Below are 24,519 nucleotides of genomic sequence, written 5' to 3'. Positions count from 1 at the left end.
TCCGGCTCACCTCAGCAGGCCCTTGTCCGTCAGGTACGCCCGGGCGACGTCCGCGGGCAGCCGGCGCCGGCTGTCGACCTGCTGGTTCAGCCGGGCCAGGTCCGGGGTCGTCAGGACGTCGTTGAGCTTGCCGAGCACCATCGCCACCCGCTCGCTGCCCGCACGCGAGCGGTTGACGACCGGGACGACGTAGTCGGCGTTCTGCAGGTGCCGGTCGTCGGCGAGCAGGACCAGGCCGAACTGGTCGAGGGTGGCGTCCGTGGTGGTGGTCAGCACCATCTGGTCGCGGCCGTCCTGCACGGCCCGTTTGGCCTGGGTGGTGCCGACACCCTTGGGGTCGACCCCGGTGATGTCGATGCCGTAGACCTTCTTCAGGCCCGGCGCGCAGTACGGCCGTTCCACGCACTCGTCGCCGGCGGCGAGCCGCACCTTCAGTTTCGCGGCGCCCAGGTCGCTGAGGGTCTTGAGGCCGTGCCGGCGGGCGTAGTCGGCGCTCACCGCAAAGGCGTTCTGATCGACCGCGCGGCCCGGCGGAAGGACCGTGAGGCCGCGGGGCGCGGCGAGTTCCCGCAGGGCCTTCATGGTGGCGTCGAGGTCGGGGGAGCCGACGGGTCTCGCGTCGGCGCCGTGGGTCTTGGCGCCCAGCCAGTCGGCGAACGTGGCCGCGTACTCCGGTACGACGTCGATCTGGCCGGACTCCAGGGCGGGTTCGTACAGCTCCCGGTTGGCGACCGTGAGGATCGAGGTCTGGTAACCGGCCTGGTTCAGCAGCTGCGCGTACATCTGGGCGAGCAGGTCGCTCTCGGTGAAGCCGGCCGAGCCGATGGTCAGGTGGTGGCTGTCTCCGGGGGATGCGGTGACCGCGCCCCGGTTCTCCAGGGAGGGTCCCGTGGAGCAGGCCGTGAGGGCGAGGAGCAGGGCCGAGGTCGCCCAGATACGGCCTGTCATCGGCCGCCCCGGGCCCATTTCGGCGCCAGGTGTTCGGCGGCCTCGAAGGCGCCCTCGACGATCAGGGCGAACACGGCGACGAGGAGCGCGCCCGCGACCACCTGGGGTGTGCTGGCCAGGTTGAAGCCCGCGGTGATGATCCGGCCGAGGCCGCCGCCGCCCGCGAGCGCGGCGATGGTGGCGGTGGCGACGAGCTGGACGGCGGCGATCCGGACTCCGTTGAGCAGCAGGGGCAGCGCGAGGGGCAGTTCGACGCGGAACAGCAGCTGCCGGCCGGTCATGCCCATCCCCCGGGCGGCCTGGACGACGCTGCGGTCCACCTCGCGCATGCCGACGTAGGCGTTGGTGAGCAGGGGCGGTACGGCGAACAGGACCAGGGCGACCACCGTGGGGCCCTCGCCCCACTTCCCTACGGGGGTCAGCAGCAGGAGGACCAGGACGGCGAACGTGGGGACGGCGCGGCCGACGTTGGAGATGTTCACGGCGAGCGCGCCGCCCTTGCCGAGGTGGCCGAGGACGAGGGCGACGGGCAGGGCGATCAGACAGCTGAGGAACAGACAGACGACGGTGAGCAGGAGGTGCTGGAACAGGCGGTGCCGGATGCCGTCGTCGCCCGACCAGTGCGCGGGATCGGTGAGCCAGTCCCAGCTGGCGGCGAGGGTGCTCATACGCGGCCCGCCCTGGCCCAGGGCGTGATCAGCCGTTGCACGCCCAGCAGGAACAGGTCCGCGGCGACGGCGATCAGCACGCACAGCACGGACGCGGTGAGCACCTGGGCCTTGAAATAGGTGTTCATGCCGGCGTAGATGAGGTTGCCGAGCCCGCCGAAGCCGACGACCGCGCCGACCGTCACCAGGGAGACCGCCGAGACGGTGGCGATGCGCAGGCCGGCCATCGCGGCGGGCAGGGCGAGGGGCAGCTCCACGGTGAGCAGGAGACGGACGGGACCGTAGCCGAGGCCGCGCGCGGCCTGCCGGGTCTCCTGCGGGACCGCGCGCAGACCCGCGAGGATGTTCCGCACGAGCAGGGTGAGCGAGTACAGCACCAGCCCGGCGACGACCAGGGTGGCCGAGAGACCGTACAGGGGCAGGAGCAGGGAGAACATCGCCAGCGACGGGATCGTGTAGAGGATCGTCGTCACGGCCAGGACCGGGCCGGCCGCCCAGCCCCAGCGACGGGCCAGTACCGCGAGCGGCAGGGCGATGACCAGACCGATCAGGACCGACGGAAGAGTCAGCTGGAGGTGCTGGGCCACCGCGTCGAGCAGGATCTGCCGACGCGTGCTCAGATAGGCGCCGCAGATCCATTCGTTGCGCGCGAGGCAGTCGTCCAGAGGCGCGGTCACGGGTCCATTGCACCGGGCGGGCGAGCGCAACGGCGCGTTGTGGTGGCCCGTACGGGGGGGCGGCGGCACACGGCGGGTGGTGACCGGTGCCCCGGTACCCGAGGCGGCGCAGCCGGTGCCCCGGTCCGCGGCTAGCGCAGGCCGGCCGCGTCCAGCAGCGCGGTCACCGTCGCCGTGACCAGTCCGTCGTCCAGGCGCTCCACCCCGGCGCCGGCCCGGGCGCTGGCCCCGTCGAAGATCAGCACGAGCTGGCGGGCGAGCAGCCCGGGGTCGCGGGCGCCGCCCTGCTTCGCCTCGGCGTGGAAGCGTGCCGTCAGACGCTCCTTGACCTCGCGGGCGACCACGCTGGCCGGGTGCGCCGGGTCCTTCAGTTCGACCAGCGCGGCCAGGTAGGGGCAGCCGTGGTAGTCGGCGTCCCGGGAGGCGCGCGTCAGCCGGTCGAAGACGTACAGGATGCGCTCGCGCGGGGTCGAGGAGTCGGGGTCGGGGTGGGTGAGCTGGGCCTCGTACCAGGGGATGCGCCGTTCCAGGCTCGCGGCCAGCATCGCGTCCTTGCTGTCGAACAGCTGGTACATCGACCGCTTGGACACGCCCGCCGACCGGCACAGCGCCTCGATGCCGACGGAGACGCCGTCCCGGTAGGAAAGCCGGGCTGCGGCGTCGAGCAGCCGGTCGCGCGGGGACGCCTTCCCTGACGCCTGCTCTGTGGTGGCCATACAGCGAGGTTACCGCGGGACGGCCGAATGGAAACCGATCGGTGTCTACCGTGGCGCGGGTCCTGAACAAGCGCTTAGATAGAACCCCGGATCCGCTGCCCCTCAGGACTCTGCTCCCCGACCCGCCGGAGGCCCCGTTGTTCACATCCGTCGACGACGTCTCCGCCCGTCTCGCCGAGACCGGCTACCTCGCCTCCCCCGCCGTCGCCACGACCGTCTTCCTCGCCGCCCGGCTGGGCAAGCCGCTGCTGGTGGAGGGCCCCGCCGGAGTCGGCAAGACCGAGCTGGCCAAGGCCGTCGCCCAGGTGGCGGAGGCCCGGCTGGTGCGGCTCCAGTGCTACGAGGGCGTGGACGAGTCCCGGGCCCTGTACGAGTGGAACCACGCCAAGCAGTTGCTGCGCATCAGCGCCGGCCGCGACGAGAGCTGGGACGACACCCGCACCGACATCTTCAGCGAGGAGTTCCTGCTCCCCCGCCCGCTGCTGACCGCCATCCGCGGTGACGAGCCGACGGTGCTGCTCATCGACGAGACCGACAAGGCCGACGTCGAGATGGAGGGACTGCTGCTGGAGGTGCTCAGCGACTTCCAGGTCACGGTCCCCGAGCTGGGCACGATCACCGCCACCCGCCGCCCGTTCGTCGTGCTCACCTCCAACGCCGGCCGGGAGCTGTCCGAGGCACTGCGCCGCCGCTGTCTGTTCCTGCACATCGGGTTCCCGGACGCGGAGCTGGAGCGGCGCATCGTGGGGCTGAAGGTGCCGGGCCTCGGCCAGGCGCTGACCGAGTCGGTGGTCCGGGTGGCCGGGGCGCTGCGCGCGATGGACCTGCGCAAGGTGCCGTCCGTCGCCGAGACCATCGACTGGGCGCGCACGCTGCTGGCCCTGGGCGCCGACACCCTGGACGAGACCGTCGTCCGGGACACCCTCGGAGTGATCCTCAAGCACCAGGACGACATCCAGAAGGCGGCGGCCAAGCTCGACCTGGACGCGCTGTGACCGCCGTCGCCGACCGGGTCGCGGGTCTGGCCGGTGCGCTGCGCGCGCACGGCGTGCGGATCGGCACCGGCGAGACCGTGGACGCGGCCCGCGCGGTGGAGGCGCTGGGCCTCGCGGACCGGGAACTGCTGCGCGAGGGCCTGGCCGCGACGTTGCTGCACGGCCCCGGCCAACGTGCCCTGTTCGACTCCGTCTTCGACCTGTACTTCCCGCGCGGGGTGGGCGGCCCGCAGGACGCACCCCGGGACCGGGAGACCCTGCGCGACCGGCTCGCCGAGGCGCTCGCCGACGACGACCGGGCGCTGCTGGCCCGGTTGGCGGCGGAAGCGGTCGACGGTATGGGCGGATACGGGGACTCATCGGGCTCGGACGGCTGGTCGGCGTACCAGACCCTCGAACGGCTGCGTCCGCAGACCCTGTTGGCCCGGGTACGGGCCGACATGCGGGGCCGCGACGGCAGCGGCGCGGGGTTCGCGGACCGGCTGCTGGACGACGAGATCCGGGGCCGGATCGAGGCGTTCCGGCGGATGGTCGGGGCGGAGGCGCGGCGCCGGGTCGCGGAGCGGCGTGGCCGGGACGAGATCGCGCGGCGGGGTGTCCGGCCGACCGCCGACCGGGTCGACTTCCTGTTCGCGAACCGGGACCAGCTGGCCGAACTGCGCCGCACGGTGGCACCGCTGGCCCGCAAGCTGGCCACCCGGCTCGCCGCGCGCCGCCGCCGGGCCGCACGCGGCACGATCGACCTCCGCCGCACGCTTCGCTCCTCGCTGTCCACGGGCGGCGTGCCGATGCGGCCGGTGCTGCGCCGGCGGCGCCCGGTCCGCCCCGAACTCGTGCTGCTGTGCGATGTGTCCGGCTCGGTGTCCGGCTTCTCGGACTTCACCATGCTCCTCGTACAGGCCCTGCACGACCAGTTCAGCAAGGTCCGCGTGTTCGCCTTCGTCAACAGGCTCGACGAGGTGACCCGCCTGCTCGACCACGGCCGCGCCGACCCCGACGGGCTCAGCGCCCGGATCCGCGCCGAGGCCACGCTCACCGGCTGGCACGGCAGCAGCGACTACGGCGTGGCACTGGGCGAGTTCGCCGAGCGGTACGCCGGTGCGGTCGGCCCGCGAACGACGGTGTTCGTCCTCGGAGACGCGCGGACGAACATGAGCGACCCGAACCTCTCCGCCGTGCGCGAGGTCGCCGGGCGGGCCCGGCGCGTCTACTGGCTGAACCCCGAGCCACGCGACCGGTGGGGCACCGGCGACTCGGCCGCGCCCGCCTACGCCGACCTCGTCGAGATGCACGAGTGCCGCACGGCCCGCCAGCTCGGCGCACTGATCACCCGCCTGCTGCCGGTGTGACGCGGTGGCGTGGTGGCCGGGGTGGCGCGGGCACCCCGGTGGCGTGGATGGGACCTGAGGCCGTGGCACGGGGGTGCTTCGGTGGCGTGGATGGGGCAGGCCGTGGCGCGGGCTGCTCCGGTGGCGTAGGAGCCATGACCCGGTGGTGGGTGGCGCGGTGACGCGGGTGACGCCAGGCGCCCGGCCGTGATCGACTGGCCACAACGCCGGACACCCTCCCAGCCGTGCTCGACCGACCACAACGCGGGAGACCCGGCCGGCCGTGCTCGATCGGCCACGGCGCCGGACACCCGGTGGTGATCGGCCGGTCACAAAGCCGGACGCCTCAGGTCGGCCGCCACCACCGACCGCCGACCACCGACCACCGACCCTAGGACCTCGTCATGAGCCACTACCCGCCCGTGCCGCTGGGCACTTTCCCCACTCCCGTCGAACCGGCGCCCCGGCTGGCCACCGCGCTCGGGCTCGGACCGGACGACCTGTGGGTGAAACGGGATGACCTGACCGGCCTGGGCGGCGGCGGGAACAAGATCCGCAAGCTGGAGTGGACGGTGGGCGCGGCCCTCGCCGAGGGCGCGGACACGCTCGTGACGACCGGGGCGCCGCAGAGCAACCATGCCCGGCTCACCGCCGCTGCGGGCGCCCGGCTCGGGCTGGACGTCGTCCTCGTCCTGCGGGGCTCCCCGGGCGCCTCGCGCTCGGGGAACCTGGCCCTGGACGGGCTGTTCGGGGCCCGGCTCGCCTGGGCCGGCGAGGTGGACCAGGCCGGACTGGACCGGGCGGCGGCCGACGTCCGCGCGCGCCTGCGGGCGGCCGGTGCCCGTCCGGCGCCGATCCCATTCGGCGGTTCCAGCGTGCTGGGCGCCAGGGGCTACGCACGCTGCGGCACGGAACTGCGCGAGCAGCTTCCCGGCCTGCGTACGGCGGTGGTCGCGCTCGGTTCGGGCGGCACCATGGCCGGTCTGGTCGCGGCCCTGGGCAGCGGGTCGGTGCTCGGCGTCGACGTGGGCGCGCTGGCCGACCCGGCCGCGGCGGTGGCGGAGTTCGCCGCACCGCTCACGACGGAGGAGGTCGCGCCGGAGGGCCTGCGGGTCCGCCGGGACCAGGTGGGCGCCGGGTATGCGGCCCTGACCGGTCCGGTGAGGGAGGCGCTCCGCCTGGCCGCCCGCACCGAGGGCCTGGTCCTGGACCCGACCTACACGGGCCGGGCCCTGGCCGGTCTCCGCGCGGCGGTCCGGGACGGCGAGATCCGCCCGGGCGAGAAGACGGTCTTCGTCCACACCGGCGGACTGCCGGGCCTGTTCGGCCACCCGGACGCGATCGCGTTCGCGCAGGAGGGGGCGCGGGTCCTCGGCGAGTGAGGGGAGGCGGCGGCGTTCCCGGACGTCACCGGCCTTCGCCAACCGCTGCCGGATCGGCCCCAGCGAACCGCTGCCGGCCAGGGAGAGGCGCGGCCCCCGCGGGCCGCGCGACGAACCCCGGACGGGCCGTCGGGTCGCGGTCCGTACGGCCCGCGACCCTGTGAGGGGCCCGTGCGGCCCGGTGAGGGGACAGGCGGACCGGCCCGCCTTACATACGGCTAACCCCTTGCGTACTCGTTCGCCATGGTCCCGGCGAAGTCGTAGACCACGACCTGTTCGTCTCCGACCACCCAGGCGTCGTGGCCGGGCGAGCACACGAAGACGTCACCCGGGCCGACCTCGCTCTCTCCGCCGTCGTCCATACGGAGGTGCATGCGTCCCTGCGCGACGAAGCCGTTGTGGTGGACCATGCAGCTCGGGGTCCCCGCGATCGGTGCCACGGACTCCGACCAGCGCCAGCCCGGTTCGAACGTGGCCACCGCGAAGTCGAGCCCGGTCAGATGGAGCGCTTCGAGGTGGCCGCGGGGGAAGTCGCGCCGCTCATCCGGCTTCTCGACCGTCTTCACTTCCAGCATGACGGTGTTCTCCCTTCCGGCCGCCGACCGCGGCCGGGGCCGGTCTCCGTCCCCCGGCGGCCTCGGACGGCACCGGCGCTGCGGCGGCGGCCGTACCCCACGAGACCATCGTCAACCCCGCGCTCCTCTCCTGCCATCCAGCGGCGAGCGCGGACATCGATGTCAGTGACGGGCGGCCCGGCGTAGGGTCCACAGGGCGCACAGATAGGCGAGGTCGAGCACGAAGCAGCCGACGTAGAGGTAGCGCATGAGGGCACTGTCGTAGCGTGGCGCCGGGTCGGGGTCGGTGAGCATCGCGAGGGAGGCGCAGGCCGTGCCGAGCAGCTTGGCCAGCGCGATACCGAGGGACTGGCCGCGCGCGCCCCGGCGGGCCGCGAGCATCGCGAGGAACATCGCGGACATCGCCAGGTTGCTGCCGCAAGCGGTGATCGTACCGGCGCCCTCGTCGAATTGCTCGGAGGTGAAGTTCATGCCGGGGTACGCCAGGGCGAGCAGCGCGGTGAGCGCGGGCAGATACAACCGGCCGGACAGGTAGGGGAATTCGGACCGGCCGTGACGTACGACGGTGTAGCCGATGGCGAGATCGAAGCAGAACCAGACGATGTTGATGACATGCATGACACCGGACGCGGGGCGCACGAACGCGAACATGAACTCCCAGCTGATGTTGGTGGCGAAGGCGACGACGGGCATGCCGAAGGTGTGCTCCCGCAGCCCCGTGCGGATGAGCAGCACATAGGCAGCCGTCCAGAACACGCCCGTACCGAGCAGGAACACCGTGTTCACCGTCTGCATCCCTGCCCCCGCCCCGGTCAGCCCTCCCTCGGGTCCGCTCCGGTGCTTACTCTGGCACGGTGACCGCTGCAGACACACCGTCGATCGCGACGGACGACATCGAGGATCCGCCCCTGCGCCCCCTGCCCGAACGGGCCGCTCTGCTGCTGGGACAGGTCGAGGCCCCGCCCCGGCTGGTGGCCCACCTCAGGGCGGTGCACGACGTCGCGGCACAGCTCGTGGACTGGCTGCGCCGCCACTGCCCCGAGTTGGAGTTCGACGCCGAGGCGGTGCTGTTCGGTGCCGCCACGCACGACATCGGCAAGGCACTGCACCCGGCCGAGCTGTCCGGCCCCGGTGCGCAACACGAGGCCGCGGGCCGGGAGTTGCTGCTGGATCACGGCGTGCCGCCCTCACTCGCCCGTTTCGCCGGCACACACGCGTCCTGGGCGACGCCCGGGATCGGCGTGGAGGACCTGCTGGTGAGCCTCGCCGACAAGGTCTGGAAGAACAAACGGGTTCCGGAGCTGGAGGATCTGGTGGTCGCCCGGCTGGTCGGTGCCGGCGGGCGGCCGCCCTGGGAATGGTTCATGGAGCTGGACGAGGCCCTCACGGCCATCGGGGAGGGCGCCGACCGTAGGCTGGCGTACCAGGTGTCCCACCCCCTCACCCGAAGGTGACCGTCCGCGCGCCGTTGAGGAGGCGGCCGACACCGGACTCATCCGGCTATCCGTCTCGACAGCACCCTGGTGGGCGCGGTGGTCCGGCGCCGGCTGACGTGCCGCGGGTACGGCGGAGGCGGGCTGCCGGCCGGAACCGGCCGCGGTGGGCCGGGAGGGAGCAGATCACGCCGAGGTGGGAGCAGGGCCCTCAGCAAGGAAGCCGCTGGTGTGACAGAGTCACTGCTCTTTGGGGATCTATTGGGCGCGGTGGGTCTGATTCCGCGGCGCCGAGGAGAGAGAGTCGTATGGGCCACCCGGTGGATGTGAAGATCGATCTGGACCGTGACGTGTTCCTGCGGACGCTGGTGCGGGAGCTGGCGACGTCGTTGGAGTCGGTGATCGGCCTCGAAGAGGCGTCCGGCTACATCAGCCTGGTGGGCCAGGCGGTGGGTACGCAGATCGACGAGATGTATCTCGAGGCCCTCGGCGTGGACCGGCTGTCCCCGGAGCAGGTCGCGGCGACTCTGGTGGATCTCAAGCGGCGCATCAAGGGAGACTTCTTCGTCATCGAACAGGACGACACGAAGATCGTGCTCGGCAACCGGGCCTGCCCCTTCGCGGAGAAGGTGCTGGGTCGTGAGTCGATGTGCATGATGACGTCGAACGTCTTCGGGACGATCGCCGCCCGCCACCTCGGCTATGCCAGCGTCGAACTGCAGGAGACCATCGCCCGCGGTGATGCCGGCTGCCGTGTCGTGGTCCACCTGGTGCCCGGCGCCGGGCCGGTGACCGGCCGTGAGTACTTCGCCGACGCGGAACCGTCTGACGGCGGCGCGGCCACCGGTAGGGTTCCTGCGTGAACCTTGGCCTGTTCGAGGCCATCACCAGACCACTGCCGCACCCGGTCGTCCTGTGCGCCGGGGACGGCACGATCCTGGCGGCCAACCCCGCCGCTGCCACCTCGATCCCGCAGATGTGCGCGGGATCCAGCCTGTATGCCCTCATCCAGGACGATGCCGCTGTCCTGCGGACGCATCTGCGCAATTGGCTGCGTACCGGCAGTCCGCTGCCCGGCGCGCTCGCTCTGAAGGACGGTGACGGCAGCAGGGTGCGTTTCCGCTGCCACGGCGTCCGCGCCACCTGGTGGCAGGGCCCCGGAACGGCGGTGCAACTGCACCTGCACCGCTTGGACCACGCCGACCGGTTCACCGTCCTCAGCCGGCAAGTCCTCGCACTCAACCGGGAAGTCGCCATCCGGCGGACCGCGGAGGCCCAACGCGAGCAGCTGCTGCTCGCCGAGCAGGTCGCCCGCGCCCGCCTGCAGCGCCTGTACCAGCTGACGGCGGCTCTGGCGTCGTCGGCGACGCTGGCCCAGGTCGCCGAGGCCGTGACGGCCACCGCGGCGCGGGTGCTGGACGTCGAGGGCGTGACCTTGGAGCTGCACTCCCGGCGCCTGGTGCCCGCCCTGGGACCGGGCGAGGACCTCCGCGTCCTGTCGGACACCGCCTGGAAGGACCTCGACCGGCAAGAGTGCAGGGCACGCCCCGGTGATTCCGACACAACGGTACGCATCGCGCTGGAGGCCGACGGTGTGGTGCTGGGCGCCCTGGCGGTACGGCCCGGGGCGGCGGGAGCACCCGAGGCGGAACACCTGACCGCCGTGAGCCAGCAGATCGCCCAGGCGGTACGCCGCGCCGGACTGTACGAGCACGAACACCGGGTCGCCGAACGCCTCCAGCTCAGCCTCCTGCCCCGACTGCCGGACATCGCCGGGCTGAAAGTGGCGACCTGCTACGCGCCCGGCAGCGACATGGTCCTGGTCGGCGGCGACTGGTACGACCTCTACACCCTCGACGACGACCACATCGGCCTGTCGATCGGCGACGTCGCCGGCCACGGCCTGCCCCAGGCGGCCGTCATGGCCCAGGTCATCGCCGCTCTGCGCGGCATCGTCGTACGCTGCGGCGACCGACCGGCGGAGGTGCTCTCCGAACTGAATGAGTACCTGCACCGTTACCACCGCGGTCAGATGGCCACCGCCTGCTACCTGCTCTACCACCGGCCCACACGTACCCTGACCTACGTCAAAGCCGGACACCCGCCGCCGCTCGCCGTCTCCCCCGACGGCTCCAGTCGCTACCTCGACGGCCCTATCTCACCCCCGGTGGGGCCCATACCCGGCGCCGCATACCGCCAGGGCGAAACCACGCTGGCCCGGGACGAAGCGGTCCTGCTCTACACCGACGGCCTGATCGAACGGCGGGCAGAGAACCTGGACACCGGCCTGGCCCGTCTCACCGAGACGGCCCGCCGGGGCGCCGGCCTCAACGTGCACGACCTGTGCCGGCTGTTCCTCAACCATCAGCCCGGCGCCACCTACCTCGACGACCGCGCCCTGCTTCTCGTCCAGCCCGACTGACCGAACGTTCCAGGATGCCGCCGACGAATGCCGCCGACGAAGACGAGCCGCCCGTGCGGCGGTGGTCGACCGGTGCGGGCGGGGCGAGGGGCGCGTCGCGCGTTGACCAGCACAGGTCTCCAGCGCGCCCCGGTGGGTGCGGCCCCCCGGGTCGGACCAGGGCCGGAGTCAAGCGGCGGACGCGAAGGGCCGCATACGTGCGATGAGGATGGCGACATCGTCCGGGTCGGCGGGCCGCCGGAGTTCGCGAAGGAGCCGGTCGCAGGTTTCCTCCAGGGTGCGGTCGGGTGCGTCAAGCAGGTCCAGGAGGGTGTCGAGGCGTTCGTCGATGGGGTGATGACGGACCTCGACGAGTCCGTCGGTGTACAGGACCAGCCGATCGCCGGAGCAGACCGGGAAGGTCGTGGTCATGAAGGGGACGCCGCCGACCCCGAGCGGGGTGCCGGTCGGCAGGTCGAGCAGTTCCGGGTGCTTGCCGCAGCGGACCAGGACGGGGGGCAGATGACCGGCGACGGCGATGTGGCACTCCGCGCGGTGAGGGTCGTAGACGGCGTAGACGCAGGTGGCTATGTACTGCTCAAGCCCTGAGGTGATCTTGTCGAGGTGTCGCAGGACCTGGGCAGGGTCGAGGTCGAGGTCGGCGAAGTCACTGGTGCCGGTGCGCAGCCGGCCCATGGTGACCGCGGCGTCGATGCCACTGCCCATGACGTCGCCCACGACCAGTGCGGTCTTGTCGCCGTCGAGCGGCAGGACGTCGTACCAGTCGCCGCCGACCTCGTAGGCGGCCTGTGCGGGCCGGTAGCGGGAGGCGACCTCCAGGCCGGGGAGGTGGGGCGGGTGGTCCGGGAGCAGGCTGCGCTGAAGGATCTCGGAGGCGTTGCGCACGCTCTGGTGTGAGCGGGCGTTGTCGATGCACACGGCGGCGCGGGAGGCCAGCTCACCGGCGAGGGCGAGGTCGTCCTCGCTGAAGGGCTGCTGGTTGCGGGCGCGGCTCAGCCCCAGGAAGCCGAGGATCTGGCCGCGGGCGGTGAGCGGGAGCAGCATGTGGGAATGCACGCCGGCACGGGCCAGCAGCGTGGCGGCGCGGTCGTCGCGGCCGATGCGGGCCAGGTCGGTGTCATCGGTGTGGGAGATCAGGATCGGGCGGCCGGTGCGCACGCATTCGGTGGGCAGGCTGTCGGCGTCGTAGGCGGCGGTCCGGCCGGTCGGACCGGCGGCCTGGACGGCCTCGGTGGCATAGGCGGCCTGCACCGCGAGGGCGCGGAAGAGCGCGGGCCCGTCGCCCAGGGGCACGTGGTGCTCGTCGAGGACGGAGTCGAGGACGTCGACCGTCGCGATGTCGGCGAGTTCGGGAACGGTGACGCCGGCCAGCTCGCGGGCGGTCTGCTCGACCTCCAGGGTGGTGCCGATGCGCGCGGAGCCGTCGGCGATCAGCGCCAGACGCCGGCGGGCCTCGGCGGCCTCCGTGGCCGCCTGATAACGGTCGGTGACATCCACCACCAGGTCGGCCACCCCGAGGACACGCCCTTGGGGGTCCTCCAGCCGGTACAGCGAGATCGACCAGGCGTGCAGCTGCGGGTCGGCGGGACTGTGGCCGACGATGGTGTACTCGTCGACCATCGGAGTCCCCGTCTCGAGGACCTGGCGCATCCCGGCCTCCGGCCCCTCGAACTTCGCCGAGGTCATGATCTCGCGGTAGTGCCTACCCAGATGCTCTTCCGCGGGAATGCCGTGCATCCGCTCCAGGGCGGGGTTCACCGCCACGTACCGCAGATCGGTGTCGAGGGTCGCCAGCCCGATGGGCGACTGGGAGATCAGCCGGGTGGACAGGGCGAGGTCCCGTTCGACCTCCCGGAGCCGTGACCCGTCGGTGGCCAGGCCCAGGGCGTAGAAGTCGCCGCGGTCGTCCAGCAGCCGCATGTTGCGGAACTCCACCAGCCGGGCGCTGCCGTCCTTGTGCCGGATGGGGAACGCCCCGGCCCACCTCTCCCCGGTGCCCATGACCTCGGCGAACAGCTTGACGATCAGCTCCCAGTGCTGTTCGTGGACGAGCAGCGGCGCCGCGTACTGCCCGAGGGCCTCCTCAGCGGTATGGCCGAACAGGTCCTCGGCTTCCGGGCTCCACAAGACGATCCGCCCCTCGGCATCCAGCAGCACCGCGGCGACGCCGAGCAGGTCCATCAGCCCACTCGGCTGCGGCGACCGCTCCTCCGGCTGGCCGGGGTCAGCCGGACGCCCATCGGCTGCGCTCACACGGCACTCCTTCCATGTGCCGGACCACAGGGGCCTTCGTTCGGACCGGCCCGTGGCCTGCCGGGTACCTATGGAGTGCTTCGGCTCCCATGGTCCCCCTGGAGCGGCCTTCCGCGCACGTACAGGAGCAGAATGCCCCCCGCCGCCCCCAGGGAGACAGGCCCGCGGCATCGTGGCAGGACCGCTGCGGCCGGCGGCGATCGGCGCGGTCCGCGCGACCGGTTCACCGGTGCTCTCCGGCACTCTGCGGGTACGGCTTGACGCTGCACGCTCGTGCTGCCGGAGAGTTGATCCGCAGACCGGCGGGGTCGGTGGCGGTGCGGGGTGGCGCCACCGGTGGGCGTGTCAGGCGGGCAGGGCGGCGAGCCAGTCGGTCAGGAGGCGGTTGACTTCGGCGGGGCGTTCTTGCTGGATCCAGTGGCCGCAGCCGTCAAGGAGGTGGGAGGAGACCAGACCCGGCAGCGTGACCGGGTACGCCTTGATCGCGTCGGCCAGCCAGGTCGTGGAAGCGTCCATGCTGCCGCCGATGAACAGGGAGGGCTGGGTGATGGGGGCGCCGTCGAAGGCTGCGAGGTCCTCCCAGTCGCGATCCATGTTCCGGTAGCGGTTGAGCGCTCCGGTGAAGCCGGTACGTTCGAACTCCCCGGCGTGGACGTCAAGCTCTCGCTCGCTGAGCCAGGCGGGCAGCCGGCCGCTGGGGAACCTGTCACGCAGCGCCCCGGCCGGGCTGACGAAGTGCGGATCGGGAGCGCCGGGTCGGGGCATGCTGTCGCCGGACAGGGCCGCGTAGAAGCCGGCGAGCCAGCCGCGTACATCGGGTTCGATCTCGGCCTCGGCGCGGCCCGGCTCCTGGAAGTAGGAGACGTAGAACTCCTCGTCCCCGCCCATCCGGGCGAAGACGTCGCTGGGCCGGGGGCCGCCGGGCGGGGTGTAGGGGACGCTCAGCAGTCCGACCGCGCGGAAGACCTCCGGCCTGAGCAGGGCGGAGGTCGCGGCGATGGTCGCGCCCCAGTCGTGGCCGATGACCACCGCCGACTCCTCGCCCAGGGCCTGCACCACCGCGACGTTGTCCGCCACGAGGTCGAGCATCCGGTAGGCATCCGTCGCGGCCGGCTTGGAGGAGCGGCCGTAACCGCGGACGTCGACGGCGACCGCTCGGTGTCCCGCCGCCGCGAGTACCGGCAGCTGGTGACGCCAGGAGTACCAGGACTCCGGGAAGCCGTGGACGAGCAGCACCAGCGGCCCGGTCCCCTGCTCCACGAGGTGGATCCGGCCTCCGGGCGACGGGACAGACCGGTGTGTGGCTTCCGTGACGTGCTGCGACATGCGTGTCCTCCAGAACCGTCGGTCTGCCGGGCGCCGGAACGGACTGCCTGCCGCCGTTCCCCTGGCTCAACGCCGATCATGCGGAAAGTCCTGCCGCCGGACATGATTGTTTGCGGTTTCGGCAAGTTCGGTCCGAGGCCCTCACGGAACAGCCGACTGCACGTCTTCCGCAATCACGCCGCTCACCGAGCCCTTCCACGGTCAGGCGGCTCACCGAGCCGCCCGCACCGGTCACGGCCGGGCGCCCGTTCATCTGGGACGGGGTCGCGAGGGCCGCCGGCCGGTGGCGGAGGGCCGGCAGGGCGGCGCGGCGCCGCGACCGGTCCCCTGTTCCGGTCGCGGCCCCCGCCCTGGCGGGTGTCGAGGTCGGTCACGAGCCGCAGCAGCCGCCTGCCGGAGCCTCCTCGGCCTGGCCCCCGGCGGTCACGGTGGCCGGTGCGGCGAGCTGGAGGAGCCGGGGCGCCGGGGCGCAGCAGCCGTCGGTCTGTTCGGCTTCCGGGGTGTCGAAGAGGCCGGCGCCGCCGCACACTCCGGAGTCGGGGAGGGTGAGTTCGACACGGTCAGCGGATTCGAGGTCGCCGGCGATGGCGGCGGTGACGGAGCGGACCTGCTCGTATCCCGTCATCGCGAGGAACGTCGGGGCGCGGCCGTAGGACTTCATGCCGACCAGGTGGATGCCCTGTTCGGGGTGGGCGAGCTCCCGGTGGCCGTGCGGGGGGACGGTGCCGCAGGAGTGCTGGTTGGGGTCGATCAGCGGCGCGAGTTCGACCGGGGCCTGCAGGCGCTCGTCCAGGCCGAGGCGGATCTCGGAGAGGAAGGACAGGTCGGGGCGGAAGCCGGTCAGCACGATGACCTCGTCGACCGGGCCGAGGCGGCGGCCGTCCTCACCGGCCAGCAGCAGACAGCCGTCGCTGTCGCGCTCGGTCGCCTCGGTGCGGAACCCGGTGACCGCGTCCGCGTAGCCGTTGTCGACGGCGGCCTTGGCCGCGAGTCCGAGGGCGCCGCGGGCGGGCAGCTGATCGGCTTCGCCGCCGCCGAAGGTGGCGCCGGAGATGCCCCGGCGCAGGATCCACACGGCCTTCGTGCCGAGCCCGTCGTCGGACACCGCCAGGTCGGCGAGGCAGGCGAGGGCGGTGAAGGCGGAGGCGCCGGAGCCGACGACGGCGGTGCGCTTGCCCGCGTACCGGGCGCGGACGGCGGGGTCGTTCAGGTCCGGGACACGGTAGGCGATCCGGTCCGCAGCCGCCTTCTCGCCGAGACAGGGCAGGCCGCTGCCGCCGGCCGGGGACGGGGTGGTCCAGGTGCCGGAGGCGTCGATGACGGCACGGGCGAGGATCCGCTCCTCGCGGTCGTCGGCGTGGGTGATGTGCACGACGAACGGCTGGGTCTCGCGGCCGGCGTCGACGACCCGGTCCCGCCCTGCCCGGGAGACGCCGGTGACGGTGGCGCCGAGGCGGACGCGGTCGCCGAGGACGTCGGCCAGCGGCTGGAGGTAGAGCTCGGCCCAGTCGCCGCCGGAGGGACAGGTGGCCGGGTCGGGCCGGGTCCAGCCGGTGGGGGCGAGGAGTTTCTCGGCGGTCGGGTCGACGAGCTCGCCCCACGTGGAGAAGAGCCGTACGTGGGCCCACTCGCGCACCGCGGCGCCGGCGGTGAGCCCGGCCTCCAGGACCAGGGGTTCGATGCCCCGGTCGACCAGGTGGACGGCGGCGGCCAGGCCGATCGGTCCGGCCCCGATCACGATGACGGGCAGCTCGGTGGTGGCGGGCGCGTTCACGGCGGCTCCTAGCGGTGTTTCGACATCTGTCGATGGCTTGCGCGGCCAGCATGGCAGCTGTATTGATGAGCGTCAACATAGACATGCATCGAAGTCATAGCCGCGATCGCCGATGGAGCGGACCGCTCGTCGTCGTCATCGGCGGCGGCAGTCCGGGCTCACCACCGCTCACACCTTGCCGCGCCAGGGGCTGCGGCCGGTGACACTGGGGGCTGTGGCCGGTGGCACTGGAGGCGTCCGGCCACATGGCCGTGCCGTGGCCCCGGCACCACGACGGCCTCACGCTGCGGCCGGGGCGCGGATCGCGTCGCCCGATGCCTGGCGGCCGCGTCGCACGCCGGTGACGGGCCTCGCCGCACTGGTTCGACGTGTGTCAACATAGACGTATGTCGAACGCGAAGGTGCTGCCGCTGCTCGAACCCGCTGACAGCCAGGGTGCGGTGGCGTGCTGTCCGCCGTTGGCCGAGCGTCCGATGACCGCCGAGGAGGCCGAGACGGCCGCGCGGATGTTCAAGGCGCTCGGCGACCCGGTGCGGCTGCGGCTGTTCTCCGCCGTGGCCTCGCACGACGGCGGGGAGGCGTGCGTGTGCGACATCTCCGACGTCGGCGTCTCCCAGCCCACCGTCTCCCACCACCTGAAGAAGCTCAAGGAGGCCGGACTGCTCAGCTCCGAGCGGCGTGGCACCTGGGTCTACTACCGGGTCGAGCCATCCGTGCTCGGCGCGATGGGCAAGCTGCTGACGCCGCCCACCGCTGCCTGACGAGCAACGAACAGCGGGGGCGGCGGTGGCGAGCGGAGCGGTGGGCGCGGTGATCGTGCCGTTGACGGCGGAACACGCCGAACAGGTGCTGGCGATCTACCAGGCGGGCATCGACGAGGGCAACGCCACCTTCGAGACCAGCCCACCCTCCTGGGAGGCGTTCGACGCCGCGAAGCTGCCCGAGCACCGCTTCGCCGCGCTCGACCAGAGCGAGGCGGTGCTGGGCTGGGTAGCCGTGAGCGGCGTCTCCGAACGGTGCGCCTACGCGGGCGTGGTCGAGCACTCCGTCTACGTCCACCCCACGGCCCGTGGCCGAGGCGTCGCCTCCGCCCTGCTCAAGGCGCTGATCCACTCGACCGAGCGGGCCGGGATCTGGACCGTCCAGTCCGGGATCTTCCCCGAGAACACCGCAAGCCTCGCCGTCCACCGGCGTGCCGGGTTCCGGGTCATCGGCACGCGGGAGCGCATCGGGCGCCATCACGGCGTCTGGCGCGACGTCGTCCTCGTCGAGCGCCGCAGCCCCGTCATCAGCTGAGGGGCGACCTCTTGGCCGCCCTGGCCCACGGCTGATCCGGTCGCGCCCGACGACGCGGAGGGCTTGAGGCGCCCGCGGGCCGGCGCTCGGCGGCCGTGGCCGAGCAGGTGCGGGCACGGCCCGTCAAGGGCAGGGGTGCCGTCGGCAGGGATGCGCCTGTGCCGCGTCACGCGGCCGTCGTCACCGCGTCGGCGGCGAACTTCCTGCGCCAGGCAAGGGCGACGTGGACCAGGCCGATCAGCACCGGCACCTCGATGAGCGGGCCGACGACGCCGGACAGGGCCTGGCCGGAGGTGACGCCGAAGGTGGCGATGGCGACCGCGATGGCCAGTTCGAAGTTGTTGCCCGCCGCGGTGAAGGCGAGGGTCGCGGTGCGGTCGTATGCCAGCCCCAGGCCCTTGCCGAGGAGGAAGGTGCCGAAGAACATGACCGCGAAGTAGGCCAGCAGCGGCAGCGCGATCCGGGCGACGTCCAGCGGCTGGGAGGTGATGGTCTTCCCCTGGAGGGCGAAGAGGACGACGATCGTGAACAGCAGCCCGTACAGCGCCCACGGGCCGATCCTCGGCAGGAACCTCTGCTCGTAGCCGGCGCGGCCCAGCTTCCGCTCGCCGATGCGGCGGGTGAGGAAGCCGGCCAGCAGCGGGATGCCGAGGAAGACGACGACGTTCAGCGCGATGTGCCACACGGACACCTCCAGGCCCTGGCCGTCACCGAGGTTCATCCAGCGCGGCAGCAGGTCGAGGTAGAACCAGCCGAGCAGGCCGAACGCGAGCACCTGGAACACGGAGTTCAGGGCGACCAGGACGGCGGCCGCCTCACGGTCGCCGCAGGCCAGGTCGTTCCAGATGATGACCATGGCGATGCAGCGGGCCAGGCCGACGATGATCAGGCCGGTGCGGTACTCGGGCAGGTCCGGCAGGAAGATCCACGCCAGGGCGAACATCACCGCCGGACCGACGATCCAGTTGATGACCAGCGAGGAGACCATCAGCTTGCGGTCGCCGGTCACGCGGTCGAGCCTGTCGTAGCGGACCTTGGCGAGGACCGGATACATCATCACCAGCAGACCGAGCGCGATCGGCAGGGAGATCCCGCCGGTCTCGATCTTCGCCAGCACGTCGTTCATGCCCGGGACGATGCGCCCCAGGCCCAGGCCGACGGCCATGGCGAGGAGGATCCACAGCGCCAGGTAGCGGTCGAGAGTGGAGAGCTTCTTGACGATCGAGTCGTCCCCGGCCGGGTCGGCGCCCCGGGTGGCGGCGGGGGTGGGCTCGGTGGCGGTCACGGGCAGGCCCTCTTGTTCCCGGCGGCGGTGCGGGCGGAGGCGGCGAGCTCGGCGAACCGCTCGGACAGGCCGGCCAGCACGTCGGGCTTGAGCTTGTAGTACGTGAAGCGGCCGCACGGCTCGGTCTCCACGATCCCGGCCTCGCGCAGCACCTTCATGTGGTTGGAGAGGTTGGTCTGCTTGGCTCCGGTCTCCTCGACCAGGTGGGTCGTGCACAGCGTCTCGCGCGCCAGCAGGGTCACGATCTGGAGGCGGAGCGGATCGCCCAGCACCCGGATCACATCAGGATCGACTGAAGTCAGCATGCGCTGATATTGTCACACCCTTCCTCGCTGATACCAGCGGGAGCTGAAGTCATTGGCGGCCGGGGTCCGCAATGCGACGAGAAAGAGCGATCACCATGGCCGACAAGCCGTCCGTCCTGTTCGTCTGCGTCCACAACGCCGGCCGCTCCCAGATGGCCGCCGCCTGGCTGACCCACCTGGCCGGAGACCGCGTCGAGGTCCGCTCCGCCGGCTCCGACCCGGGCAGTGCCGTCAACCCGGCCGCCGTCCAGGCCATGGCCGAGGTCGGCATCGACATCTCCGCCGAGACGCCGAAGATCCTCACCGTCGACGCGGTCCGCGAGTCGGACGTCTGCATCACCATGGGCTGCGGCGACACCTGCCCCGTCTTCCCCGGCAAGCGCTACCTGGACTGGAAGCTGGAGGACCCGGCCGGCCAGGGCGTCGAGGCCGTGCGTCCGATCCGCGACGAGATCAAGACCCTGGTCGAGGGCCTGATCACCGAGATCGCCCCGGAGAGGACCGCGTAAGTTCACGGCCGCTCGCCGAGGCCGAGCCGACCCCATCTCAAGGAGCCACGCCGACTCGCCCCGATGGTGACACTCAGAGCGATCGCACTGTTACTTTACGTAGCCATGGGGTGGAGTTCTGGAGTCCGCGCTGAGGGTTGGCGGCTGCTCCGGCGCGTTACCTGTCCCTGCACATGTGGTCGCGATGAGCCCCGTGCCCGTCCAGTGGCACGGCCATGAGAAGTACCCGAGCGAAGGCGGTAGTCGTGGCGCAGGAAGCTCGCATCGATGTCGAGTTGACAGCGAAGCAGGAAGAAGGAAAGCCCCCGGCCGATGCGCGGGCGACGCTTGCCGGGGCGCTGGAGCCGGGCGTCTGGTTCGCAAGCCCGGCTCGGGCAGCCCGCACCGAGGACCGGAAGCCAAGGACCTGGGAGCTGCGGTCCTCGCGGCCCTACCGGGGTGAGGTGGCGACCGGCACGGCGGCGGTCTATCTGGCCGAGGGGCGCAAGAACCTGGAGCGGCCGTTCATCTTCGCGGACGGCTTCAACTACGGCCTCAGCGATCTGCCGGGCCTGTGGAACCACTTCAACGCCCCCTACAAGAAGGGCAAGCCGGGTCTTCTCGACCAGTTGCTCGCCGCGGGGCTTGATGTCGTTCTGGTCGGCTTCGAGCAGCGTCACACCTACATCCAGGCGAACGCCGGTGTGGTGATCAGCGCCATCCAGCAGGCCATCAGCGAGCGGCAGGGCGATGCCCCCCTCATCGTGGGCGGAGTGAGCATGGGCGGCATGATCACCCGCTATGCCCTCGCCGAGATGGAAGCCCACAGCATGGACCACCAGACCGAGACCTACCTCTCGTGGGACACCCCGCACAACGGGGCGTGGATCCCGCTGGTACTCCAGCAGATGGCCTACTTCTTCGAGTCCTTCCCCACCGGCAACCCCGACGCGCCCAAGCAGGCCGACCTCATCAGGAGCCCCGCAGCCCAGCAACTGCTGTGGGCCTGGGTCGAGGACGCCAAGTACTCCGGCGCGGTCGCCACCTCCAGCGAGCTGCGCAAGCAGTTCCTGGCGGAGTTGCAGGAGTACGGCCAGTTCCCGGTGCGCCCCCGCAAGCTCGGCGTGTCGAACGGCATGGGGAACGGCACAGGCCGTGACCTGCCGCCCGGTGAGACGGTGTTCGACTGGCGGCTGCCACTGGTCGCCGCCGCGTCGGCCCGCATCCAACCCGACAACGGCGAGCACCAGCCGATCGGCGAGATGAAGGCCCTGGGCCAGGTGCGCCGCGGCAGCACTTCCCACGTCCCGGCCCTTGACGGCGCTCCCGGTGGCAGCCTCGCCTCCTTCGGCATGATCGCGGACGCGCTCAAGGCGGAAATCCGGCAGGAGCACCGCAGCGGCTGCTTCGTCCCGGCGGTGAGCGCGGTCGCGCTGGACTTCGACCCCGTCGCATGGGACGTGAACCCCTACGAGGACATCGAGTCGCTGCCGGCCGAGAAGAGCATGCTCGACGAGTTCAAGTGCGACTCGAAGAACACCGAGCACAGCCAGGTCACCGAGACCCTGGCCGACTGGATCCTGGAGCGGATCACCCGCTGAACCGACGATCAGCCCCGCGGCCGGCGGCCCCTGAGAAGGGGGCACACCAGGTCCCGCCGGCCGCCCCCGTGCTCCTCACCGATCGGTAGGAGACGGTTCCGGCCGGCGCGGCACATCGGGTACGGGCTGCCGTTGCAGGAGTGAGCGAGTCCGAGGACGTGCTGTCAGGGTGTCGTCCCGCCGGACTTCCGTCCTCGCCCCGTGCCGGACTACGGTGCGGTGCGCCACGCGCTCGGAGTGCGGTCGGCGTCCCCGGCGTTCCAGTCCATCCGCAGGACAGCCAGATCGTCGGTGTGCCGGTCGGCGTTCAACGCGCGGGTACGGGCGATGAGCTGGTCGAGGTGCAGGCCGGGGTCGGGCGCGTGGCTGGTGTCGATGATGCGCAGCAGGCCGTCCGCCCCGAGCCGGGCGCCCGTGCCGTCCGCGAAGCCCTCGATGAGACCGTCCGTGTAGGCGATGAGCGCCCCACAGACAGGCAGGGCGACCGTGGTGGGCAGCCACTCGCCCCCTCCGGGAAGGATGCGGCAGGGCGTCTCCGTCGTCGTCCTCCACCAGCAGAACGCCGTACCGCTCGACGCGGCCCGGGACTGGGACGGTCACGGCCGGGCCTCTCTTTCCGGACTCACGGGCGAGGTCACGGCGACGGGAAGGGTGAAGACGACGCGGGTGCCGAGCTTGTAGTCGGCGTCGATCCCGATGGTGCCGCCGTGGAACTCCACGACCTTCTTGCACATCGCCAGGCCGATGCCGGTGCCCGGATAGGCGTCCTTGGTGTGCAGGCGCTGGAAGAGGACGAAGACCCTCTCCTGGAATTCGGACGCGATGCCGATGCCGTTGTCGGTCACGGAGAACTCGCACACTCCGCCGTCGGACACGGCACCGAAGTGGATGCGGGGCAGCCGGTCGGGACTGCGGAACTTGACGGCGTTCGACAACAGGTTCTGCCACAGCATCCCCAGTTGTGTGGTGTCGCCGACAACGGTGGGCAGCGGATCGTGGGTGATCTCCGCGCCGGCCTCTTCGACGACCACGCTGAGGTTGTCCAGGGCCGTTGCCATCACCGCGTTCAGGTCGACGGTCTGATGGTCGTTGTGGACGCGACCGACGCGGGAGAAGGCCAGCAGGTCGTTGATGAGGGTCTGCATGCGATTGGCGCCGTCGACGGCGAAGGCGATGTACTGGTCGGCCTTCGCGTCCAGCTGCCCCCCGTACCGCCGTTGCAGGAGCTGGGTGAAGCTGGACACCTTGCGCAGCGGTTCCTGCAGATCGTGCGAGGCGACGTAGGCGAACTGCTCCAGCTCGGTGTTCGAGCGCCTCAGGTCCTCCGCCTGTTCGTCCATCTGGTGGCGGGCGGCCTCGCTGAACTGCAGCTCCTCCACCAGACGCCGGCGCATCGACTCGACGTCCGAGGCGAGCTGCCGCAGGTCGGCGGGGCCCGTGCCGGTGAGGGAGCGGCCGAAACTGCCCTGGGCGACCTCACGTGCGTCCGAGCCGAGCCGGGTGAGGGGGCCGGTGACGCCACGGCGCAGTCCCTCGAAGACCAGCACCGCGACCGAGACGATGACGACGGCGATGACGGCGAACATCCAGTTGCGCAGAGTCTCCGACGCCCGCAGTTCCCGCGCGGACGCCGCGCGGACGCTCTGCAGATGAGCCTGCTGCCGCGCCATTGCCCGCCGTAGCGAGTCGAACGCGGACTTGCCCTCCGCGGCTCGTTGCGCGGAGAGCTTCATCGCCTCCTCGGGGGAGGCGGCCGAGATGGGGCGGGCTATGCGCTCCTGCCAGGTGCCGGCCAGTCGCTCGACATCGGCCAAGTCACCGGCGGCCCGGGGGTCGTCCCCGACCAGGGGCCGCAACTCCCGCAGGGAGGTCCTCTCGGCGGTCACGCCCTGGGCGTACGGCTGGAGGAAGTCCGATCGGCCGGAGAGACCGTACCCACGGATTCCGGTCTCCTGGTTGACCAGCGCCTGCTCCACCCGCATGGCGCCGATGAGGGCCGGGGAGCGTCGGTCCACCAGCGCGGCCGTGAGGTGCGATGTACGCCACATCGCCCAGCCACCCAGTGAGCCGAGCACGGCCAGGACGACCAGGGTGGTGGCCACCCCGGTTCGCAGCCAGCGCCGAGTGGTCCAGCCGGAGAGCGCGCTCTTGTGGGGCGGCTCGGTCGTGATCGCGGGCTGCATGTCTTTCCTCGCCGAGTGGGCAGCTGGGGTCGTGGGGTAAGCACACTGTACCCGCGCCCCGACAACGCATGTTGTCCGAGCCGAGATCGAAACCCCCGGCAGTAGACCGGGGCCCCCGGCGGCGATGAGAAGGGGAGCAGCCGCAGCCCGGGCGTCGCACGGATGAGTCGAGCCCGATGACATCTCCCTGCGGCTCACCGCCCACGGCCGGCCCAGTACCCGGGTGCCTCCGGTGTGCTGCAACTCGACGGCACCAACACACACCCGCCCGGCAAGGCCGTCTTCATCCGCGAGATCACCCAGCCGGACGGTGTCACCGCCATGCTGCTCAGCCGCGGCATACTGACCGACCGGCAAAACCCCGTGAAGTGGGGCATTCCGCCCGGCCCCTTTGCCTGCCCGCGGGACAGCGCCCGGTGATCACCGGGCGCCGGGCCCCCGGCCCCCTCACTTCGGGTGGAGATGCGAAAGGCCGACTAGCGCCCGAAGGCACCTTTCGAGCGTTCCTTGATGTGGCGGGCCCTGCCCCGGGCCTCGAGTGCGGCACCCTTGACTTCCGTCGTCCTGTCACCGAGCGCGTGGGCCACTTTCCGCACGGCCTTCCCGACCACCTGCTCGGCCTTGGCCTTGGCCTTCTCTCCGGCACTCATGTCGATCCCTTCGCCGGTCCTCACTGGATTCTCTGCCCGGCCCCCGGTGCGAAAAACTCGGGCGGTGCGACAGGCCGCGCGAGGAGGGTGCGGCAGCGTTGCCCTCAGCCGCCTCCGGTGCGGGCCCCTCGCCCGGGGCTGTGGCGGGCGCGCGCAGGTATGCGGCCAGGCTTCCGCGTGCCATGCTTGCTACTCGTCAGTAGCCCTCTGGATC

Annotated in this window: 25 protein-coding genes; 11 read left to right on the top strand and 14 right to left on the bottom strand. The window is 71.8% G+C overall.

Annotated features, from left to right (window positions below):
* Positions 1-6: 6 nt before the first annotated feature.
* The 4 genes from ACIGYR_RS04550 to ACIGYR_RS04535 form a co-directional block, all read right to left on the bottom strand.
* The gene (locus ACIGYR_RS04550; RefSeq protein WP_399602954.1) at positions 7-948 is read right to left on the bottom strand and encodes an ABC transporter substrate-binding protein; all 942 of its coding nucleotides are present in this window, start codon (positions 946-948) and stop codon (positions 7-9) included.
* Positions 945-1,616: an ABC transporter permease gene (locus ACIGYR_RS04545; RefSeq protein ID WP_391837810.1), complete on the bottom strand. Its 672-nt coding sequence runs from the start codon at positions 1,614-1,616 to the stop codon at positions 945-947. Before ACIGYR_RS04545 ends, ACIGYR_RS04550 begins: the two co-directional genes overlap by 4 nt.
* Positions 1,613-2,293: an ABC transporter permease gene (locus ACIGYR_RS04540; protein WP_399602950.1), complete on the bottom strand. Its 681-nt coding sequence runs from the start codon at positions 2,291-2,293 to the stop codon at positions 1,613-1,615. The genes ACIGYR_RS04545 and ACIGYR_RS04540 overlap by 4 nt, the downstream gene beginning before the upstream one ends.
* Positions 2,294-2,424: 131 nt before the next feature.
* A complete protein-coding gene (locus ACIGYR_RS04535; protein WP_391837814.1) occupies positions 2,425-3,009 on the bottom strand; it encodes a TetR/AcrR family transcriptional regulator in 585 nt (194 codons plus the stop codon).
* A gap of 137 nt (positions 3,010-3,146) precedes the next feature.
* Between ACIGYR_RS04535 and ACIGYR_RS04530 the strand changes: the two genes are divergently transcribed.
* The 3 genes from ACIGYR_RS04530 (at position 3,147) to ACIGYR_RS04520 (ending at position 6,714) form a co-directional block, all read left to right on the top strand.
* Positions 3,147-4,004 (top strand): AAA family ATPase, encoded by an 858-nt coding sequence (locus ACIGYR_RS04530; RefSeq protein WP_391837816.1) that lies wholly within the window; start codon positions 3,147-3,149, stop codon positions 4,002-4,004.
* Entirely contained in the window at positions 4,001-5,353 is a 1,353-nt protein-coding gene (locus ACIGYR_RS04525) for a VWA domain-containing protein (RefSeq protein ID WP_391837818.1), read from the top strand. The genes ACIGYR_RS04530 and ACIGYR_RS04525 overlap by 4 nt, the downstream gene beginning before the upstream one ends.
* A gap of 383 nt (positions 5,354-5,736) precedes the next feature.
* Positions 5,737-6,714 (top strand): pyridoxal-phosphate dependent enzyme, encoded by a 978-nt coding sequence (locus ACIGYR_RS04520; RefSeq protein WP_399602945.1) that lies wholly within the window; start codon positions 5,737-5,739, stop codon positions 6,712-6,714.
* A gap of 218 nt (positions 6,715-6,932) precedes the next feature.
* Here the strand turns inward: ACIGYR_RS04520 and ACIGYR_RS04515 are convergent, their stop codons facing one another.
* Together ACIGYR_RS04515 and ACIGYR_RS04510 are read right to left on the bottom strand one after the other, a co-directional pair.
* Positions 6,933-7,289, bottom strand: coding sequence for a cupin domain-containing protein (locus ACIGYR_RS04515; RefSeq protein ID WP_391837822.1), 357 nt, complete (start codon positions 7,287-7,289; stop codon positions 6,933-6,935).
* A gap of 162 nt (positions 7,290-7,451) precedes the next feature.
* Positions 7,452-8,075 (bottom strand): hypothetical protein, encoded by a 624-nt coding sequence (locus tag ACIGYR_RS04510; protein ID WP_399602942.1) that lies wholly within the window; start codon positions 8,073-8,075, stop codon positions 7,452-7,454.
* Positions 8,076-8,143: 68 nt separating this feature from the next.
* Here ACIGYR_RS04510 and ACIGYR_RS04505 point away from each other — a divergent pair, with 68 nt between their 5' ends.
* The 3 genes from ACIGYR_RS04505 to ACIGYR_RS04495 all read left to right on the top strand — a co-directional run bounded on the left by ACIGYR_RS04505 (position 8,144) and on the right by ACIGYR_RS04495 (position 11,144).
* On the top strand, positions 8,144-8,743 hold the full coding sequence (locus tag ACIGYR_RS04505; RefSeq protein ID WP_399602940.1) for an HD domain-containing protein: 600 nt from the start codon (positions 8,144-8,146) through the stop codon (positions 8,741-8,743).
* A 287-nt stretch (positions 8,744-9,030) separates the two neighbouring features.
* Entirely contained in the window at positions 9,031-9,585 is a 555-nt protein-coding gene (locus ACIGYR_RS04500) for a methanogen output domain 1-containing protein (RefSeq protein WP_391837828.1), read from the top strand.
* Positions 9,582-11,144, top strand: coding sequence for a SpoIIE family protein phosphatase (locus tag ACIGYR_RS04495; protein WP_399602938.1), 1,563 nt, complete (start codon positions 9,582-9,584; stop codon positions 11,142-11,144). The genes ACIGYR_RS04500 and ACIGYR_RS04495 overlap by 4 nt, the downstream gene beginning before the upstream one ends.
* Before the next feature lie 168 nt (positions 11,145-11,312).
* Here ACIGYR_RS04495 and ACIGYR_RS04490 read toward each other — a convergent pair whose 3' ends face one another.
* From ACIGYR_RS04490 to ACIGYR_RS04480, 3 genes are all read right to left on the bottom strand, one after another.
* A complete protein-coding gene (locus ACIGYR_RS04490; RefSeq protein ID WP_399602936.1) occupies positions 11,313-13,397 on the bottom strand; it encodes a SpoIIE family protein phosphatase in 2,085 nt (694 codons plus the stop codon).
* Positions 13,398-13,742: 345 nt separating this feature from the next.
* Positions 13,743-14,723, bottom strand: a complete 981-nt coding sequence (locus tag ACIGYR_RS04485) for an alpha/beta fold hydrolase (protein WP_399602933.1) — start codon at positions 14,721-14,723, stop codon at positions 13,743-13,745.
* A gap of 370 nt (positions 14,724-15,093) precedes the next feature.
* The gene (locus tag ACIGYR_RS04480; protein WP_399602929.1) at positions 15,094-16,497 is read right to left on the bottom strand and encodes an NAD(P)-binding domain-containing protein; all 1,404 of its coding nucleotides are present in this window, start codon (positions 16,495-16,497) and stop codon (positions 15,094-15,096) included.
* Between the two features lie 386 nt (positions 16,498-16,883).
* On the opposite strand from ACIGYR_RS04480, the gene ACIGYR_RS04475 reads away from it, so the two are divergent.
* On the top strand, positions 16,884-17,258 hold the full coding sequence (locus ACIGYR_RS04475; RefSeq protein WP_399602926.1) for an ArsR/SmtB family transcription factor: 375 nt from the start codon (positions 16,884-16,886) through the stop codon (positions 17,256-17,258).
* Between the two features lie 25 nt (positions 17,259-17,283).
* Positions 17,284-17,793: a GNAT family N-acetyltransferase gene (locus ACIGYR_RS04470; RefSeq protein ID WP_399602923.1), complete on the top strand. Its 510-nt coding sequence runs from the start codon at positions 17,284-17,286 to the stop codon at positions 17,791-17,793.
* Between the two features lie 166 nt (positions 17,794-17,959).
* Here ACIGYR_RS04470 and arsB read toward each other — a convergent pair whose 3' ends face one another.
* On the bottom strand, positions 17,960-19,078 hold the full coding sequence (gene arsB / locus ACIGYR_RS04465) for an ACR3 family arsenite efflux transporter (RefSeq protein WP_399602920.1): 1,119 nt from the start codon (positions 19,076-19,078) through the stop codon (positions 17,960-17,962).
* Complete coding sequence (locus ACIGYR_RS04460; RefSeq protein ID WP_391837843.1) at positions 19,075-19,383, bottom strand: ArsR/SmtB family transcription factor; 309 nt, start codon at positions 19,381-19,383, stop codon at positions 19,075-19,077. Before ACIGYR_RS04460 ends, arsB begins: the two co-directional genes overlap by 4 nt.
* Positions 19,384-19,478: 95 nt before the next feature.
* On the opposite strand from ACIGYR_RS04460, the gene ACIGYR_RS04455 reads away from it, so the two are divergent.
* Together ACIGYR_RS04455 and ACIGYR_RS04450 are read left to right on the top strand one after the other, a co-directional pair.
* Positions 19,479-19,892, top strand: a complete 414-nt coding sequence (locus ACIGYR_RS04455; RefSeq protein ID WP_399602917.1) for an arsenate reductase ArsC — start codon at positions 19,479-19,481, stop codon at positions 19,890-19,892.
* A 245-nt stretch (positions 19,893-20,137) separates the two neighbouring features.
* Positions 20,138-21,472, top strand: a complete 1,335-nt coding sequence (locus ACIGYR_RS04450; RefSeq protein WP_399602914.1) for a hypothetical protein — start codon at positions 20,138-20,140, stop codon at positions 21,470-21,472.
* Positions 21,473-21,681: 209 nt separating this feature from the next.
* Here the strand turns inward: ACIGYR_RS04450 and ACIGYR_RS04445 are convergent, their stop codons facing one another.
* Positions 21,682-21,969, bottom strand: a complete 288-nt coding sequence (locus ACIGYR_RS04445; protein WP_399603234.1) for a SpoIIE family protein phosphatase — start codon at positions 21,967-21,969, stop codon at positions 21,682-21,684.
* Between the two features lie 99 nt (positions 21,970-22,068).
* Positions 22,069-23,655 (bottom strand): ATP-binding protein, encoded by a 1,587-nt coding sequence (locus ACIGYR_RS04440; RefSeq protein WP_399602911.1) that lies wholly within the window; start codon positions 23,653-23,655, stop codon positions 22,069-22,071.
* 234 nt (positions 23,656-23,889) lie between these two features.
* Between ACIGYR_RS04440 and ACIGYR_RS04435 the strand changes: the two genes are divergently transcribed.
* On the top strand, positions 23,890-24,075 hold the full coding sequence (locus ACIGYR_RS04435) for a hypothetical protein (RefSeq protein WP_399602908.1): 186 nt from the start codon (positions 23,890-23,892) through the stop codon (positions 24,073-24,075).
* A gap of 56 nt (positions 24,076-24,131) precedes the next feature.
* Here ACIGYR_RS04435 and ACIGYR_RS04430 read toward each other — a convergent pair whose 3' ends face one another.
* Positions 24,132-24,305: a hypothetical protein gene (locus tag ACIGYR_RS04430; RefSeq protein ID WP_391837853.1), complete on the bottom strand. Its 174-nt coding sequence runs from the start codon at positions 24,303-24,305 to the stop codon at positions 24,132-24,134.
* Positions 24,306-24,519: the final 214 nt, after the last annotated feature.

The organism is Streptomyces sp. NPDC053076 (genome assembly GCF_044546845.1).
GTDB lineage: Bacteria > Actinomycetota > Actinomycetes > Streptomycetales > Streptomycetaceae > Streptomyces.
This window is presented reverse-complemented; position numbering and strand designations above follow the sequence as displayed.